Source organism: Salinicola sp. 4072 (genome assembly GCF_036663415.1).
In the GTDB taxonomy this organism is placed as follows: Bacteria; Pseudomonadota; Gammaproteobacteria; order Pseudomonadales; family Halomonadaceae; genus Salinicola; species Salinicola salarius_A.
This window is the reverse complement of the sequence record NZ_JAXOVV010000028.1, coordinates 29,312-44,773: the sequence shown is the minus strand read 5'-3', so window position 1 is coordinate 44,773 and position 15,462 is coordinate 29,312. Positions and strand designations below refer to the sequence as shown.

The window sequence follows — 15,462 nt, the reverse complement described above, 5'->3', positions numbered from 1 at the left end:
GGGCCTCGTCGACGTTGATATCGCTGATGGTCATGTCACCGCATAGACGTGCCGAAGGATCAGGCACACTATGCCAAAAAAATCAGGTGGTTGGCGACATGCCATCCGCAGCCACCTGAATAGTTACGCGGAATTTTTGTCTAGCGGAACACAGCATGCCTTCAGATATTGCGTCAACGCCCAAGCTTGCTCACCTCGTCAGCCTTCGAAACCTGGGCGGCGTGGAGCGTTATTTTTCACGTTTTTATACCGGCTATGGACAGCATCTGGACTTGGATATTCTGCTGCAGACGAACGATATCCATCCCTTCATCCGCCCGTCCTTGGTCGATGCCAAGCCTCGCATACATAGCATCAAGGGGCCGGGGAACTGGAAATTCCCGGAGATCATGGGACTACGAGAAGCCTATCAGCGCACGCTCGTTCGTCGTCTCGATCCCGATGCGATCGTGGTCTGGAACAAGCTGGCAGGCAACCCGATACCGCTGTTGACTGGTCGCCCTGTCTTTCACTACGAACACGGCACATCGTGGACGGCGCAAGACCCAGCCTCGGTCGCATCCTATCTACAGCATGTCCAAGGCGTCATCGCAGTATCGAGAGCAGCGGAACGCATGCTGCAGATCCGCTGGAACGTCAGTTCAGAGGTGCCTTCCATCGTGCTTCACAACGCCATAGAACTGCCCAGCCGGCAGTCTGAGCACCCGGATGGCCGCTTCCGGCTCGGCTTTGCCGGTCGATTGAAAGGGTTGAAAGCGCCCATGGTCGTAGAGACTTTTCGCAGCGTACAGGCCCGAGTGCCCCATGCGGAGCTGTGGATTGCCGGTCAAGGCCCTCTGGAGCCGACACTGCGTGAATGGACGAAACGCTGGAAGCTGGAAAAGTATGTGAAGTTCTGCGGCTTGGTTGATGATATGTCCAAATTCTATACTCAGTTGGATGCGTTCATTTGCCCATCATGGAGAGAGCCGTTTGGCCTCGTGGCCCAGGAAGCCATCGCTTACGGCTTACCCACGGTAGTCAACAACGTAGATGGATTGCCGGAAGCCATCATAGACGAGTCATGCGGGGCTATCGTGGAGCCCCGGCGTCCAAGGGAAGCTCTGCGATGCTATGGCGAAGCCTGCATCGAAGGTCCCGAAGAAGTGTACTCTCCCTCCCGTGACGACCTGGTATCCGCCAACGTTATCGACCCGGAAGAAGCCGCCACCCACCTGGTAGCCTGGGCGAATTCAGCCGAACTGCGGCGCGAGATCGGCCATCGCGCCAGGGAAAAGCTCGCCAGCCAGCAGAACCTGCAGCGTTATGGTGATCAACTGATGGCGTTTATTCGCCGTCATCTGTAGCTCATCGGTGAGGCCGATCACCTCAATATCTCGAACGAACGTTTCAGCTTCTCCGTCTGCTGACGATAAGAGTAATCAATCACCAGGTGGGAAAGTTTCGTACCCAGAGAGTCGAGACCTGGCTCCTCCAGCATCCGCTCGAGACGATCGACCCAGGCTTTGGTGTCCCGACTTTCCAGGATCAGGTCGGCGTGGTCGGCCTCGAGCAGCTCGGCGGCACCAGTGGTGGATGAAAGCAATACCGGCGTGCCACAGGCCATGGCCTCGAGCGAGACGCGTCCGAACTCTTCGATATGGGCCGGCAGAACGAATATGTCGAGCGCCCCGTAGAGCGTCTCGACGTCACTGACCGTGGTGCGCCAGATGAAGCGTTCGGCGATGCCGGCTTGTTCAGCCTGGCGTTGATAGGGTGAAAAGTCGTCCTTGCCCACGACCAGAAAGCGGCACCGGCCGGGCAAGCGCTGATCCAGTCCGGCCGCCATCTCGACGAATCCCGCCACGTTGCGTTTGGTGAAGTTGCCGGAGGTGATCAGGCCGATCAGCCGGGTGTCGTCATCGATACCCAGTTCGCGTCGCCGCACCGGGCGTCCTGCCGTGGCCCGCTCGAGATTGAATATCTCGGGGTCGTAGCCGGGGTAGCTGATTTCGATTCGCGACTCGTCGATGCCATAGCGATCACGGAAATCATTAGCCATCATGCGCGAATTGACCGCCAAACGGCGGAACTTGCCGCCTTTCAGCACGTGATCGTGAATCGCGGCAACTTCATGGCCCGGTGGCAGATCGCGCCCGTGAATGCGCTGGCTGGCGAGATGGACGCAGTTGTGCATGTAGACGACATCGGGCGTCTCGACATCGCCATGGCTGACCAGCATGGCTGGTCGATGACGCCGACACCAAGCCTGCACCCGGCGATTGAACCAGAAGCGCCGAAAAGGCCCTTTGAACGGCCAGCGCTTCAGCCGAACCAGCTCGGCGCCGGCCGCTTCCGCCAGCTCGCGCCGGCCGCGCTCGGCCAGAATCGCCACGCGATAGCCCAGCGCTTTCAGTGCGATGGACTGTTCAAAAGCGTTGCGACTGGCGCCGGTACTCTTTTCCACCTGACGAATGGCGATCACGGCTAACGGCGCTTGCGAATCTTCAGTCACGACGGCTTCCTTGCGATGTTCGATGGGTCCCGGGCGGTGAAACGCCGACATGCGGTGACGGGGTTGCCCGGTTACAATGCGCCCCGGCGGCTCGTTGCCGTCTATTCTGTCTCTTTTCGCCGGCCCGCTACGATTCAAACGCACCAGGCCCAACGTCAAGGATCGGTCATGTCGTTATCGACCTATCATCATCGAGACGCGCATATCTTATACGATCCTGCGCGTCTCGCTCAGCCTGACCTGCCGATTCTACCTGCGTTCGGTGAAGCGTGGCTCGACCCGGATGCCTGGGCCGAACGCGGCCTGGTGGTCGGCTCGGCGCCGGGACGCGGCGCCAGCCAGTTTCTCGCGGTGGACGACCATCAGTGGGTGCTGCGGCCTTATCGCCGTGGCGGCATGGCGGCCAAGGTCAGCCAGGCCAACTATCTCTGGACGGGACTCGAGCGCACCCGCGGCTTCCGTGAAATGCGCCTGACACGCGCCCTGTTCGAACAGGGGCTGCCGGTACCGGCGCCGGTGGCAGCCATCGTGGTACGCCGCGGTATCACCTATCGCGCCGCGCTGATCACCGAGCGCCTGACAAAGAGCCAGGCATTGGCAGAGCGCCTGGCAAGTGCCTCGCCGCGGTTGCTCGCCGATGTCGGCGCCACCATTCGGCGGTTTCACGATGCCGGTCTCGACCACGTCGATCTCAATGCGCGCAATTTGCTCGTTTCAGCCGACGATAAGGTTTGGCTGATAGATTTCGACCGCTGTCGATTGCGCTCGGAAGGCGCCTGGCGCCAGCGCAATCTGTTACGGCTCAAGCGCTCTCTCCTGCGTTTCTCACCCGCCAACGCGGAACCATTTTTCACCGCCCTCGTCGATGGTTATCGGAGCGTTCCGGCGGATCACGATAAGGTTTGACCCTGCATGCAAGACACGCTGAGGCGCCGTTGGCGCAGCACCCTGCTTTTTGCCCTGTTTCAACTACCGCTCGTCTGGCTGATCGCCCTGCGTTACGTGCCCTATCTCGCGATTCCCCATGACCCCATGGGAATCGCCTATCTGATCCTGACCTGGATCGGCCACTTCGGCATGCTGGTGCTGCTTGGCTGGCTGCCGCTTGCCGTGCTGGCCGTCGTGACAAAGGCGCGCTGGCTATGGCTGCCGGCCACGCTGCTTGGTGCGCTGGGTCTGAGCGCGCTGCTGCTGGATACGGTGGTCTATGCCCAGTATCGCTTTCATGTGAACGCCTTCATGGTGTCGCTGTTCCTGAACGACAAGAACGGCGAGATCTTCAGTTTCGCCACCTCCACCTGGCTGGTGGTCGTAGGTTGCGTGGCTGTCGCCTTGGCACTCGAAGGCTGGCTTGCCCATCGTCTGATCGTGGGCAGGCGCGGCCAGCGGCTGCCGGCAGGGCTCGCCTGCGGCACGATCCTGGTGACGCTGATCGCCAGCCATGCACTGCATATCGTCGCCGACGCCCGCTATCAGCGCAGCGTGACCCAGCAGGTCGGCATCTATCCGCTGCTGTTCCCGGCCACCGCCAAAGGCTTCATGGAGAAGCACGGCTGGCTGGATCCCCGCGCGGCTCGCGCCGAACGTGCCGACATCGACACCAAGCAGGCACAGAATCTCGACTGGCCCAAGAACCCGCTCAGTTGCCAGGCCGAGGATCCGCCCAACGTCCTGGTGGTGCTGATCGACTCCTGGCGCGCCGATGAGTATGGCCCCGAGAACACGCCGAATCTCTATGCCGCACTGAACGACAGCGGTCGGCGCTACCTCGACCACTACAGTGGCGGCAATGCCACCCGTAACGGCACCATGAGCCTGTTCTACGGCCTCACCGGCAACTACTACGCCTATCTGGACGACACCCAGACGCCGCCGCTGCTGATCACCCAGTTGCAAAAGCAGGGTTATGCGCTGGGCATCTTCTCGTCGGCCAGCCTCGATGGTGTCGGCTTCGATCGCACGATCTTCTCTTCGGTCGATCCGTTGCGACTTAGTACGCCGGGGGAGTCGCCGGCGGGCCGGGACCAGAAGATGACCGAGGACTGGCTGGACTGGCTCGATCAGCAGGAACAGAAGGACGACGCTCCCTGGTTCGGCATGCTGTTCTACGACGCGCCCCATGGCTACGACGTGCCAGAGGGCGCCGACCAGCCGTATCAACCTTCGACCAACGGCATGGATTACCTCGACCTCGGTCCCGATACCGATCCAACGCCCTACTTCAATCGTCATCGCAACTCGGTCCACTACGACGACGAACTGCTCGGCCGGGTGATCGCCGATCTCAAGGCCAAGGGCGAGTGGGACGACACGATGCTGGTCGTCACTGCCGACCACGGTCAGTCGTTCAACGATTTCGGCAGAAACTACTGGGGCCACAACAGCAACTTCGCCTCGCCGCAGGTCCTCGTGCCGATGATCGTCAACGGCCCCGGCGTCGAGCCCGGCCGCGTCGAGGGCATGACCAGTCATCTCGACGTCGCGCCGATGCTGATGCGACATGCCCTGGGCTGCACCAACCCGCTCTCCGACTACGCCATGGGCAAGGATCTTCTCGCCCCCGGGATCGATCACCCCTGGGTTCAGTCCAGCAGCTACATCGATTACGGCATCATCGAGCCGGATCGCATTACCGTGGTCGACGGCACCGGGCAGTGGGATATCGTCGATCGACAGCTCAAGCCGATCGAGGACGCCGAATTCTCCCCGGCGGTGTTCGAAGCCATGCAGTGGTTCCGTCAGTTCTATCGATAGCCCTGTCAGCGCTACAATGCCCGAGGCGCTATTCGGAGCCCGATCACCGGGCGTCGCGACGAAGCGGGTCGCGACGCCCGCTGTCGTTTTCGATAGGCCTATCCATCGACGATACAGGACCGCTCATGGCCGCCATCACCGGCGTAGTGATTACGCTCAACGAAGCCGACAACATCGAGGCCTGCCTGGCCTCGCTGAAGCGGGTGTGCGATGAACTGATCGTCGTCGACTCCGGCTCCCGCGACGACACCGTGGCCCGGGCCGAGGCGTTCGGCGCCAGCGTGATTCACCAGCCCTATCTGGGCGATGGCCCGCAGAAGAACGTTGGCCCGCGTGCCGCCAGCCACCGCTGGGTGCTGTCGCTGGATGCGGACGAGCGGCTCACCGACGACGCCGTGGCGGCCATCCAGGCGCTCGATCTGGATGTCCAGGCGAACGGAGCCGGCAGCCACGACGCCTACGCGCTGCGTCGCCGCAATTTCATCGGCAGCCGCTGGATCCGCCATTGCGGCTGGTATCCGGACTACTGCATTCGGCTCTTCGATCGCGATCGCACCGAATTTTCCGACAGCCGTCAGCACGCTTCCGTCCAGGCGACGCATCCGCGACGCCTGGACGCCGATCTGGAACACTATTCGTTCGCCAATCTGGGCGAACTGTTCGGCAAGGCCAGCGGCCGCTTCTCCAATCGTGCCGCCAAGATCATGTATCTCAAGGGCAAGCGGGCCAACGCCTTCTCACCGTTTTTGCATGGCGCCAATGCCTTCGTGCGCAAATACGTTTTCCAGCGCGGTTTCCTCGGCGGGCTCGATGGCGTCTCCGTCGCGCTGTCGGCGGCGGTCAACGCCTACCTGAAATACGCCAAGCTGCTCGAATTCCAACGCGACGCGAAGGTTCGCGACGCCGAAGACTTCGACCGGATCTGGTGAGCCGATGCCACGCGAACCGCTGCATATCCGTCACGTCAATCTCGCCCGGGGCTTCCGTGGCGGCGAGCGCCAGACGCTGCTGCTGATCGAGGCACTGGCTCGAATCGACGATAATAAACAGGGCAGCATCGAACAGAGCCTGGTCTGCCGGCGCGACTCGCCAATGCGTACAGCGCTGGCCGGCATGGATATCGAATTGATCGACGCCGATCATGCGCTTGCCGGCCATGCCCAACGCCCGCGCGCGAGCCTGACCCACGCCCACGAGGCCAAGGCGGTGCACTGGGCGTGGATCGAACGTCGCCTGCGCGGCACGCCATATATCCTGACCCGTCGTGTCCCGCAGCCGGTCAAGGACAAGCGCTTCAACCGCTGGACCTATCGCGGCGCGGCGACCGCCGTGGCGATCTCCTCGGTGATCGAAACCCATCTGCGCGAGCGGGACTGGTGCCCGGTCGTCCGTATTCCCAGCGTGCTTTCCGGCCAGCCGAGCGATCCGACCGAGGTCACGAAGCTGCGCGAGCGCTTCGCCGGACGCCGGGTGATCGGCCATATCGGCGCTTTGGTGGATCGCCACAAGGGGCAGCGGGTACTGCTTGAGGCGGCGCGGCAGTTGCGCGAGACGCATCCGGACGCCTGCTTCCTGCTGCTCGGCGATGGCGCCGATGGCGAAGCGCTGAAGGCCGAGAGTGCGGATCTGGATAACGTGATCTGGGAAGGCTTCCAGCCGAACGTCGGCGACTATCTCGAGATCATGACGCTGTTCGCGTTTCCTTCACGCAACGAAGGGCTCGGTTCGACGCTGCTCGATGCCATGGATCACGGCGTGCCGATCGTGGCGAGCGATGTCGACGGCATTCCGGATCTGATCGAGAACGACGTCAGCGGTTTGCTGGTGCCCCCCGGTGATGCGGACGCGCTGGCAACGGCGCTCACAGCGCTGCTGGAAGATCCCGCACGCTGCGAGAGACTGTCCGCCGCCGCCAGGGCACGCCTCGAGTCGTTCACGCCCGAGGCCATGGCAGTGGCCTATCTCGCCCTCTATCGCCGCCTCGCTGACTGCTGATTCGCCGGCTGGGCGAGGCAGGCGGTAACCGACTCGCCCAGACAATACTTGCACGGCGGGAACGTGGCATCATGACGCCCGACAGGCCGCAGCCGAGCGGCGTCGAGATCGTTAGCGAAGTGGAGCAGAACTATGAGCAAGATTCGGGTTGGCGTCATCTGCGGCGGCAAATCGGCGGAGCACGAAGTGTCGTTGCAGTCGGCCAGGAACATCGTCGATGCGCTGGATCGCGAGCGTTTCGAGGTCACAGTCATCGGCATCGACAAGCAGGGCCAGTGGCATATCAACGATGCGGCCGACTTCCTGCTCGACGCCGACGACCCTCGACGCATCGCGCTCAACCCGTCCGTCGGCGATATCGCCCTGGTGCCCGGCCGCGAGCACCGGCAGCTGATCGCCACCGAAGCGTCTCAAGGTGCATTGAACCAGCTGGACGTGGTCTTCCCCATCGTTCACGGCACGCTGGGCGAGGATGGTTCGCTGCAGGGGCTGCTGCGCATGGCCAATCTGCCCTTCGTCGGTTCCGGCGTGCTCGGCTCGGCTGCCGGGATGGACAAGGACGTCACCAAGCGCCTGCTGCGCGATGCCGGCATTCCGGTGGCGCCTTTCGTCACCCTGACCCGCCGCACGGCCGCCAGCGCCGATTTCGACGCGCTGCGCGAGGAACTGGGGACGCCGCTGTTCGTCAAGCCGGCCAACCAGGGGTCGTCGGTCGGCGTCAGCCGGGTGGAGAACGCAGCCGAGTTCCAGCAGGCGCTTTCACTGGCGCTGGCATTCGATCACAAAGTGCTGGTCGAATCCGCCGTAGTCGGGCGCGAAATCGAGTGCGCGGTGCTGGGCAACGACGCCCCCAAAGCGAGCGTCTGCGGCGAGATCGTGGTCGAGGGCGGCTTCTACTCCTACGACACCAAGTATATCGACGACGACGCAGCCAGGATCGCCGTTCCGGCCAATATCGATCCTGATGCCAGCGAGGCGATCCGCGAGCTCGCGGTGCGCACGTTCCAGGTACTGGAGTGTGCCGGCCTGGCTCGGGTCGATGTCTTCCTCACGCCGGAAGGCAAGATCGTCGTCAACGAGATCAATACCTTGCCGGGCTTCACCCGCATCAGCATGTATCCCAAGCTGTGGCAGGCGAGCGGCATGACCTATCCGGCGCTGGTGACACGCCTGATCGAGCTCGCCATGGAACGCCATGCCGACGACCTGGCATTGCGACGTTCACGATAGCACCGGGAACTCGTCGCTAGCCTGCTTGTCTTGGATTCGTCATGATAGAGTCATAACGACTCCTCATGCGGTGCCCGGACCCGGCGCCGGTAGAACACGACGTTCACGGATCGAAGCGCGTCATGACCATCTCTCGTAACACTCGGCGCTGGTGTGCGCTTACTTACATCGGCCTCTGCATCGGTTACGCCATCATGGTGGTCTGGGTACTGCCATGGTGGACGCCCGTCGCCATCACGCTGGGCTGGCTCGCCATCGGCTACCACTTCCACTGGGGTCATGTCTCTCAGCGCGCCACGCAGCGCAAGGCGTGGCCATGGTCGCTGCTGCCCTTGATGCTGTGGTGGGTCTATATCTATCTCGACGACAGTTTCGGACAACTCGACCTGGGCGCGGTGATCTTTCACCTGCAGGCCGGCATCGAGGAGAACGGCAGTACCGACCGCCAGATCGCCGGCGTTATCTACACGATGGCGGCCATCGTGATGCTGATGGCGGTGACCTGGCTGGTGCGGGCCGACCACCGCTGGCGCTTGTGGGAGCGGGTGTTGAGTCTGTTTCTGCTCGCATTCAACCCATTGCTGTTCGGGTTGTCGCTCCGTGGCGCTTCGGCGATCGACGACGACGAGTCCTGGCTCAACGACCGCTACCGGCCACCGGAAATCGTCGCCGCGCCACGCCAGCCGCCAAACCTGATCTATATCTACATGGAGAGTACCGAGCGTACCTACAGCGATACCCAACGCTTCGGTAACGCTTACGAGGATCTGGCGCAGCTGGGCAAGGAAGGCGTGGTTTTTCACGGCGTCAAGCAGCTCGACAACACGGGCTGGACGATGGCCGGCATGGTCGCCAGCCAATGCGGAGTGCCGCTGATGCCGGCGGGACTGATGCACGACAACCAGTTCGAGCCGTTGTCGGACGTGCTTCCCGGCGTCAATTGTCTCGGCGACCTGCTCCATGCGCGGGGTTACGACCTGACCTACATGGGCGGCGCCAGCACGAAATTTGCCGGCAAGGCGAAGTTCTATCAGGGCCACGGCTTCGATACGGCTCTGGGTCGCGACGAACTGGAAGACAAGGCCCCCGCCGGTTACCTCAACGACTGGGGGCTCTATGACGACACGCTGCTCGGCCTGGCCGAGAAGCGTATCCGGCACCTGCACGACAGCGACAAGCCCTACGCCTTCTTCGGTCTGACGCTGGCCGGACACCCACCGTTCGGCAATCCGTCGCAATCCTGTATCGACAATCAGGGCCCCTTCGACGGGACCGATATTCTCTACTCGATCAAATGTACCGGCTGGCTGGTCAGGAATTTCATCGAGCGGCTTCGATCCGAAGGGCTGCTGGACAATACGCTGGTCGTGGTGGCCAGCGATCACCTCTCGATGAAGAACTCCGCCTGGGAGGATCTGATTGCCAAGGAGCGAGAAAACACCCTGATGATGCTGGGCAACGGCCTGCGCCCCCGCGTCATCGAGCGGCCAGCCAGCATGGTGGACGTGCTGCCGACGCTACTGGAAGCGATGAACTACACCATTCCGGACCATCGGGCCGGGCTCGGGGTATCGCTGTTCTCGTCGATCCCGACGCTGGTGGAACGTTATTCGCTGGAAGAAATGAACCAGCGCATGCGCAGCGAGAATCTTCTGCAGGAGCGGCTCTGGAACGGCGTCAACTGAGGCCGTCCGCACATGGGTCCGGGTGGCGCGGCGCCGGCCACTCGATGGGCCCCAGGTCCTCGCCAGGATCCCGTTCGCCCGGCCGGGTTTCGGGGGTGGTGTGCTGCAACGCCTCGGCGACTCGAGCCAGTGCCGTCTCCCCTCGCTCCCCTTCGACCACGCGCTCCCACCAGTCGCGGTGGACGGCACGAACGACCACGGGGATGGATGCCAGGCCTAGGCGCTGAGCCATCGCCAAACGGTGCAGGCCGCGATTGATCTTGAGCAGCCGGCCGTCACGGGTGACCGCGACACCCAGATCGTCTTTCCCCAGCTCGGCGTTAAAGCCCCGGGTCGCCATGTCGTCGAGAAAGCCGAGATAGGTTCGCAGGTAGGCCATTATCTTTTCTTCCGTATCGAGCAGAATGCCCTGTTGATAGGAAGACCAGGGATGCCCCGACTCGAGCCGCGAACGGTACTGGCGGAAGCGCTCGGTCTGGCTGAGATCGTCTCTGTGCTCGTCGAGGTCGCTGATGAAGCGATAGCGAGAGCCGCGACGCAGGTCGCCGCGGCTCTGATCCCATTCACCGTCCCAGATGAAGGCGGAAGACGATGGGCGCTTGCCACCGATTCCCTTGGCATTGAAGTCGCGAATCAGCGCACGGGGATCGACGTGCACGATTAACGCCTGCCCCAATCTCGCTTCGATCGATCGCCGTGGCAGGCCGCGGCGCTCAGCCCACCGACAGCCTGCCTTTCCGGTGGCCCAGCGCCGAAACAGAGACTCTTCCACTGTCTCGCCAACGCTGCGCTGAAAAGCCGCTTTCAAACTCGCCTGCAGACGTGCACGCCGGATCCCCCACTTCATGCGGGGGTCGAGCAAATCGCGAAACGCTACATCCTCGACGGGCAGGCGCGGAGGAGAAGGCGAGTGGTTTTGTGAAGCGCGCACCATGAAAGCCTACACGTTCGAGTACAGAAAAAGCGGAATTATCAAACGCTGTTCTTCTGCTGCATAGCATACCACTCTCATAAGCATGCTATGCAATTAGCTGTAATGATCCCGTATCCGGCTCTTCGTGTCGACATGGCTCCGTCTAGGTCGTTGGCAAGTCGAGGAATTGCTGCATGATGCGGGTATCACGGAAACGCTCAATCAGCTCGGGATCCGCCTCGATCGATGGCGGATTCTTCATCCCTTCACGAATCTTCACGGCCAGTCCTTCTATAGAATTTTCCGCGATCAATCGGGCCTGATCATGGATCAACACGTTGCGCACGCCACCCGGGCAATCCACGGCGACACATGGCGTGCCGCAGATCATGCTCTCTGCCAGCACGATACCGAACGCTTCACTGCGCGAGCTCAACACGAAAAGTCGAGCGTGTTTCATCCAGGGGTAAGGATTGGGTCGACTGCCGACGAAATGGATGCGCTCGCGAGCGCCGAGCTCGCCGACCAGTTTTTCGAGACTTTCACGCTTGGGGCCGTCGCCGACGATGACCAGATCTTCCTCGATATCGGCCTTCAGATAGGCACGGATCAGCCACTCCTGCCGCTTGACGTCGGAAAGCCGGGAGACATGAACGATGAAGGGCTTGGCCGGCAGCGCTACCGACTCATCGGCCTGGCGGCGAACGGCCTCGATGTCGCAGGGGTTCATGATGGTGGCCCAGCGTTTGGGCCGGATACCGTAGTGTCCTAGCTGACGCTCGAGTTGCTCGCGTACGTTGGGCGTATTGCAGATTACCTGCTTATCCTCGTATAGCTTGCGCAGATATATCCCCTTGAGCCGGCTGCCATAATCGCCAGGCCAGGAAACGGTTACCTGCCATAGACGCGGGTCCCGCCAGGACCAGACCGTCTCGAAAGCGCCTTGTCCACGCATGACGACACGGTCGATCGGGCCATGTTCCCTTTCGAGCCTGGCCACGAAGCGCTCGAGGTAGGAACCGCCATACCAGCCCCGCCACAGGAATCCCGAACCCGGCAGAAGCGGTTTCAACAATGCCCGCGTGAACAGGTCGTACACGAGTCCCAGCCCCGTCTTGCGAAAGGCCTTGTCGAAATCCACCCGGTGAACCGTCACCGCAGGGTCCGGTGCCAGTTCGTAGCCGCCCTTGAGCACCAGGACATGGACCTCGTGACCCTCTCGCGCCAGCACGTTGGCCAGGTTGACGGTGACACGCTCGATGCCGCCGATACTCAGTTTGCGAACGACCAGCAGGACTCGTTGGGACATGTATTCACCGTTCTATGTATGTAGCGGGTCATCGCCCGATAGATCGTCGCGAGACTCGAAGATCAGCGACTTGAGCTCTGGGTAGCGAGCAAGGCAATTGGCAAACTGCCTGTCGTTTCCACCGCGTTTGACGTTGTCTTCATGCAAGGCCGACTCCCCGGATGCTGGCGTGGACAGGAAGTCGACATTGCGTGAATTGACCCGCACGCAGCGCGTTCCCGCCTTGAGAGAAGCCATCTTGAACCAGATATCATCGGCATTGGGTGCCAGGGCCTGAAAGGCTTCGACGTCGAAAACCATAGGGTCCAGTACTCCTGGCGGATACAGCACCCCACCACTACCAGTCGGCATCAGTGCGAAGTTGGGTTGCATGGCGCCCGGATCCTGACGGGTCCTGACCTCTTTATAGGAAATTTCACCCGAGCCCGGCGAGCTCTCACAGAGCATATGGCCACGGTGGCAGACGATACAGCCGGGAAACCGATTTGCGCCATCCACCAGGCGCCTTGCCCAATCCGAGGGATACAGCATGTCATCGTCGGCAGTGATGATCGTCGCTTGCGGATATGCTTCCAGCGCATGCACCAACTTGTCGTAGGAACGCAAGTCGATGTCAGTCACGACGATCTTCACACCACGTCGCGTCAAGCGCTGAAGTGACCTTGGCAGGTCACCGACGGTTTCCTTGTCGCGCCGGGAGAGGTAGAGATGGACATCGAAGGCGTCGATATCCTGCTCGCAGAGAGATTCCAGCGTGGCAAAGACTTGGCGTATACGGGGCGGATGGGTGGTTAGCGAGATGATGAGTCGCTCGCCGCTCGAAGGAATCTGGCGGGAGGACCATACGTTCTTCATTCGGTAGCGCAGAAAACGAAGTGCCGACCGCAACTTGCGCTTTCGTCTAGCAGTCAGTAACGGCATGGTCGCTCTCGATCAGTGTGACAATGGCCAGCCGGACCGACAGCCCTGCCTGCCGGTTAGCCCTGAATCGCCCGCTCGATTCTATCGGGCACCATCTGCTTAAGACAGTTGCGGTGACCCAGCGGGCAAGTGCGCTCGAAACAGGGTGAGCAGGAAAGACCTAGATAATGAATATAGGCGTTGTCGGTCAACGGTGGTGTATAGATCGGCGACGACGAGCCGTAGAGCGCCTGGATACGCGTGCCGACGGCTGCAGCCACGTGCATCAGCCCGGAGTCGTTGGTCACCACTTGCTTACAGGCGGCGAGCAGGTCGACGGCGTCCGCCAGTCGGGTCTTGCCGCACAGATTGTGAGCGTGTTCGAGACGCTCGGTAATGACCGCACCGGCGTCGGCGTCCTTCGGCCCGCCCATGACCCAGACCGAATATCCCTTGCCGATCAGGGATTCGGCGAGTTCGCGGAAATGTTCGAGCGGCCACTGTTTGGCCGGCCCGTATTCGGCCCCCGGCATCATGCCGATGGCGGGACGCTCTCCCAGCCCGAGCGACTCCCGCAGTTCATCCTGATGCCGAGAGTCGACGCTGAGTCGCGGATGGGGAATGGCGAAGTTGCCGCGTACGGCTTCCTCGGCATCGAGACCCAGTGCGACGAAGCGCTTGACGGTCTGATTCAGGACCGCCTTGTCGAGTTTGCGGCGGTCGTTGAGCAGCAGGTAGCGCTGTTCGCCGGTGAACCCCGTCCGGCGCGGGATGCCGGCCAGAAACGGCACCAGCGCCGACTTCAGCGAACGCGGCAGCACGATGGCATGATCGAAACGTCCCTTCAGGGAGCGTGCGACCTCGCGCCGGGTCTTCCAGCCGAACTCGCCATGTTTCACGTCCAGCGCAATGGCTTCATCGACTTCCGGCATGCGCTCGAGGATCGGTAGCGACCAGCCCGGCGCCAGCACACCAATCGTCGCGTCCGGGTGGCGTTGCTTGAGCGTGATGAACAGACTCTGCGCCATGACCATGTCGCCGACCCAGGAGGGGCCGACGACGAGGATGCGCGTCCCGGCTTTGGCATTGATCGCCGTGGAATCAGCCATTCAGCCATTCCAGATAGGCAGAAACGCCCTCGCTTACCGTCTTGAACTCGGCGGTATAGCCGGCGTCGCGCAACCGGCCGATATCGGCACGGGTATAACTCTGGTAGCGCCCCTTGAGTTCGTCGGGGAAATCGATGTACTCGATCTCGCTCTTGACCCCTTTGTTGCGCGAATAGAAATCGATGGCGGTTTCGGCAATCGCCTTGAACGGCTCGGCGCGTCCGGTGCCCAGGTTGAAGATGCCGGAAACCTCGGGGTTATCCAGAAACCACAGATTGACGTCGACCACATCCCCGACATAGACGAAGTCGCGGCTCTGCATTCCGGCATCAAAGCCGTCCCAGGCGCCAAACAGCTTGGGATTCTCGCCGCGCTGGACCTGCGTGTGGTGGTGGTAGGCGACGCTGGCCATCTTGCCCTTGTGCTGCTCGCGCGGGCCATAGACGTTGAAATAGCGAAAGCCCACGACCTGCGAGTCGAAATCGTCCCAGCGCGCGCGGACGTACTGGTCGAACAGCAGCTTGGAGTAGCCGTAGACATTGAGCGGCTTCTCGTGAGCCGGATCCTCGACGAACACTTCGCTGCCCCCGTAGGTGGCGGCGGAAGAGGCGTAGAGAAACGGAATGCGCTTGGCCTGGCAATACTCGAGCAGCACCTTGGAGTACTCGAAGTTGTTCTCCAGCATGAAGCGGCCGTCCCACTCGGTGGTATCCGAACAGGCTCCTTCGTGGAAGATCGCCTCGATCGGCGGCAGACCACCGGTCTCGCCTCGCGTCTCACCACGCAGTTCGGTCTTCACTCTCGCCAGGAAATCGTCCTTGTCGAGATAATCGCCCAGCGTGCAGTCCGCCAGATTGACGAACTTGGTGCCGTCGCTGAGATCGTCGACCACCAAGACGTCCTGGTGGCCGCGCGCGTTGAGTGCCTTGACCAGATTGGCCCCGATGAAGCCGGCCCCGCCGGTGACTACGATCATGTCGCTTTCCTCTTGTCTCGACTCGGTCGTCGAATGCAGCCGCCGCCGCCGCTGCGGAAACCGTCGCGAACCCGTTCGACGCCGATTGGCGGCGGTG

13 protein-coding genes are annotated in these 15,462 nt (G+C 61.9%); 7 read left to right on the top strand and 6 right to left on the bottom strand.

The window, feature by feature from the left end; all coding sequences use genetic code 11:
- The first annotated feature begins 155 nt into the window (after nt 1-155).
- Nucleotides 156-1,346, top strand: a complete 1,191-nt coding sequence (locus tag R3F72_RS16010) for a glycosyltransferase family 4 protein (protein ID WP_332780163.1) — start codon at nt 156-158, stop codon at nt 1,344-1,346.
- A 17-nt stretch (nt 1,347-1,363) separates the two neighbouring features.
- On the opposite strand, the gene R3F72_RS16005 is transcribed toward R3F72_RS16010, so the two are convergent.
- Complete coding sequence (locus tag R3F72_RS16005; protein WP_332780162.1) at nt 1,364-2,494, bottom strand: glycosyltransferase family 4 protein; 1,131 nt, start codon at nt 2,492-2,494, stop codon at nt 1,364-1,366.
- 168 nt (nt 2,495-2,662) lie between these two features.
- On the opposite strand from R3F72_RS16005, the gene R3F72_RS16000 reads away from it, so the two are divergent.
- The 6 genes from R3F72_RS16000 (at nt 2,663) to R3F72_RS15975 (ending at nt 10,158) form a co-directional block, all read left to right on the top strand.
- The gene (locus R3F72_RS16000) at nt 2,663-3,400 is read left to right on the top strand and encodes a 3-deoxy-D-manno-octulosonic acid kinase (protein WP_071232425.1); all 738 of its coding nucleotides are present in this window, start codon (nt 2,663-2,665) and stop codon (nt 3,398-3,400) included.
- Between the two features lie 6 nt (nt 3,401-3,406).
- The gene (locus R3F72_RS15995; RefSeq protein ID WP_071232426.1) at nt 3,407-5,248 is read left to right on the top strand and encodes a DUF3413 domain-containing protein; all 1,842 of its coding nucleotides are present in this window, start codon (nt 3,407-3,409) and stop codon (nt 5,246-5,248) included.
- 125 nt (nt 5,249-5,373) lie between these two features.
- Nucleotides 5,374-6,177, top strand: a complete 804-nt coding sequence (locus R3F72_RS15990; RefSeq protein WP_071232427.1) for a glycosyltransferase family 2 protein — start codon at nt 5,374-5,376, stop codon at nt 6,175-6,177.
- Nucleotides 6,178-6,181: 4 nt separating this feature from the next.
- A complete protein-coding gene (locus R3F72_RS15985) occupies nt 6,182-7,243 on the top strand; it encodes a glycosyltransferase family 4 protein (RefSeq protein WP_087720311.1) in 1,062 nt (353 codons plus the stop codon).
- Between the two features lie 132 nt (nt 7,244-7,375).
- The gene (gene ddlA, locus R3F72_RS15980) at nt 7,376-8,473 is read left to right on the top strand and encodes a D-alanine--D-alanine ligase (protein WP_332780161.1); all 1,098 of its coding nucleotides are present in this window, start codon (nt 7,376-7,378) and stop codon (nt 8,471-8,473) included.
- A gap of 122 nt (nt 8,474-8,595) precedes the next feature.
- The gene (locus R3F72_RS15975) at nt 8,596-10,158 is read left to right on the top strand and encodes a sulfatase-like hydrolase/transferase (RefSeq protein WP_087720313.1); all 1,563 of its coding nucleotides are present in this window, start codon (nt 8,596-8,598) and stop codon (nt 10,156-10,158) included.
- On the opposite strand, the gene R3F72_RS15970 is transcribed toward R3F72_RS15975, so the two are convergent.
- The 5 genes from R3F72_RS15970 to rfaD form a co-directional block, all read right to left on the bottom strand.
- Nucleotides 10,151-10,816, bottom strand: a complete 666-nt coding sequence (locus tag R3F72_RS15970; RefSeq protein WP_332780160.1) for a hypothetical protein — start codon at nt 10,814-10,816, stop codon at nt 10,151-10,153. The two genes, R3F72_RS15975 and R3F72_RS15970, sit on opposite strands and share 8 nt — an antisense overlap.
- A gap of 418 nt (nt 10,817-11,234) precedes the next feature.
- Nucleotides 11,235-12,380: a glycosyltransferase gene (locus R3F72_RS15965; protein ID WP_332780159.1), complete on the bottom strand. Its 1,146-nt coding sequence runs from the start codon at nt 12,378-12,380 to the stop codon at nt 11,235-11,237.
- A 12-nt stretch (nt 12,381-12,392) separates the two neighbouring features.
- Entirely contained in the window at nt 12,393-13,235 is an 843-nt protein-coding gene (locus tag R3F72_RS15960; RefSeq protein ID WP_332780158.1) for a hypothetical protein, read from the bottom strand.
- Between the two features lie 122 nt (nt 13,236-13,357).
- The gene (waaF, locus tag R3F72_RS15955; protein ID WP_332780157.1) at nt 13,358-14,389 is read right to left on the bottom strand and encodes a lipopolysaccharide heptosyltransferase II; all 1,032 of its coding nucleotides are present in this window, start codon (nt 14,387-14,389) and stop codon (nt 13,358-13,360) included.
- On the bottom strand, nt 14,382-15,365 hold the full coding sequence (gene rfaD, locus R3F72_RS15950; protein ID WP_332780156.1) for an ADP-glyceromanno-heptose 6-epimerase: 984 nt from the start codon (nt 15,363-15,365) through the stop codon (nt 14,382-14,384). Before rfaD ends, waaF begins: the two co-directional genes overlap by 8 nt.
- Nucleotides 15,366-15,462: the final 97 nt, after the last annotated feature.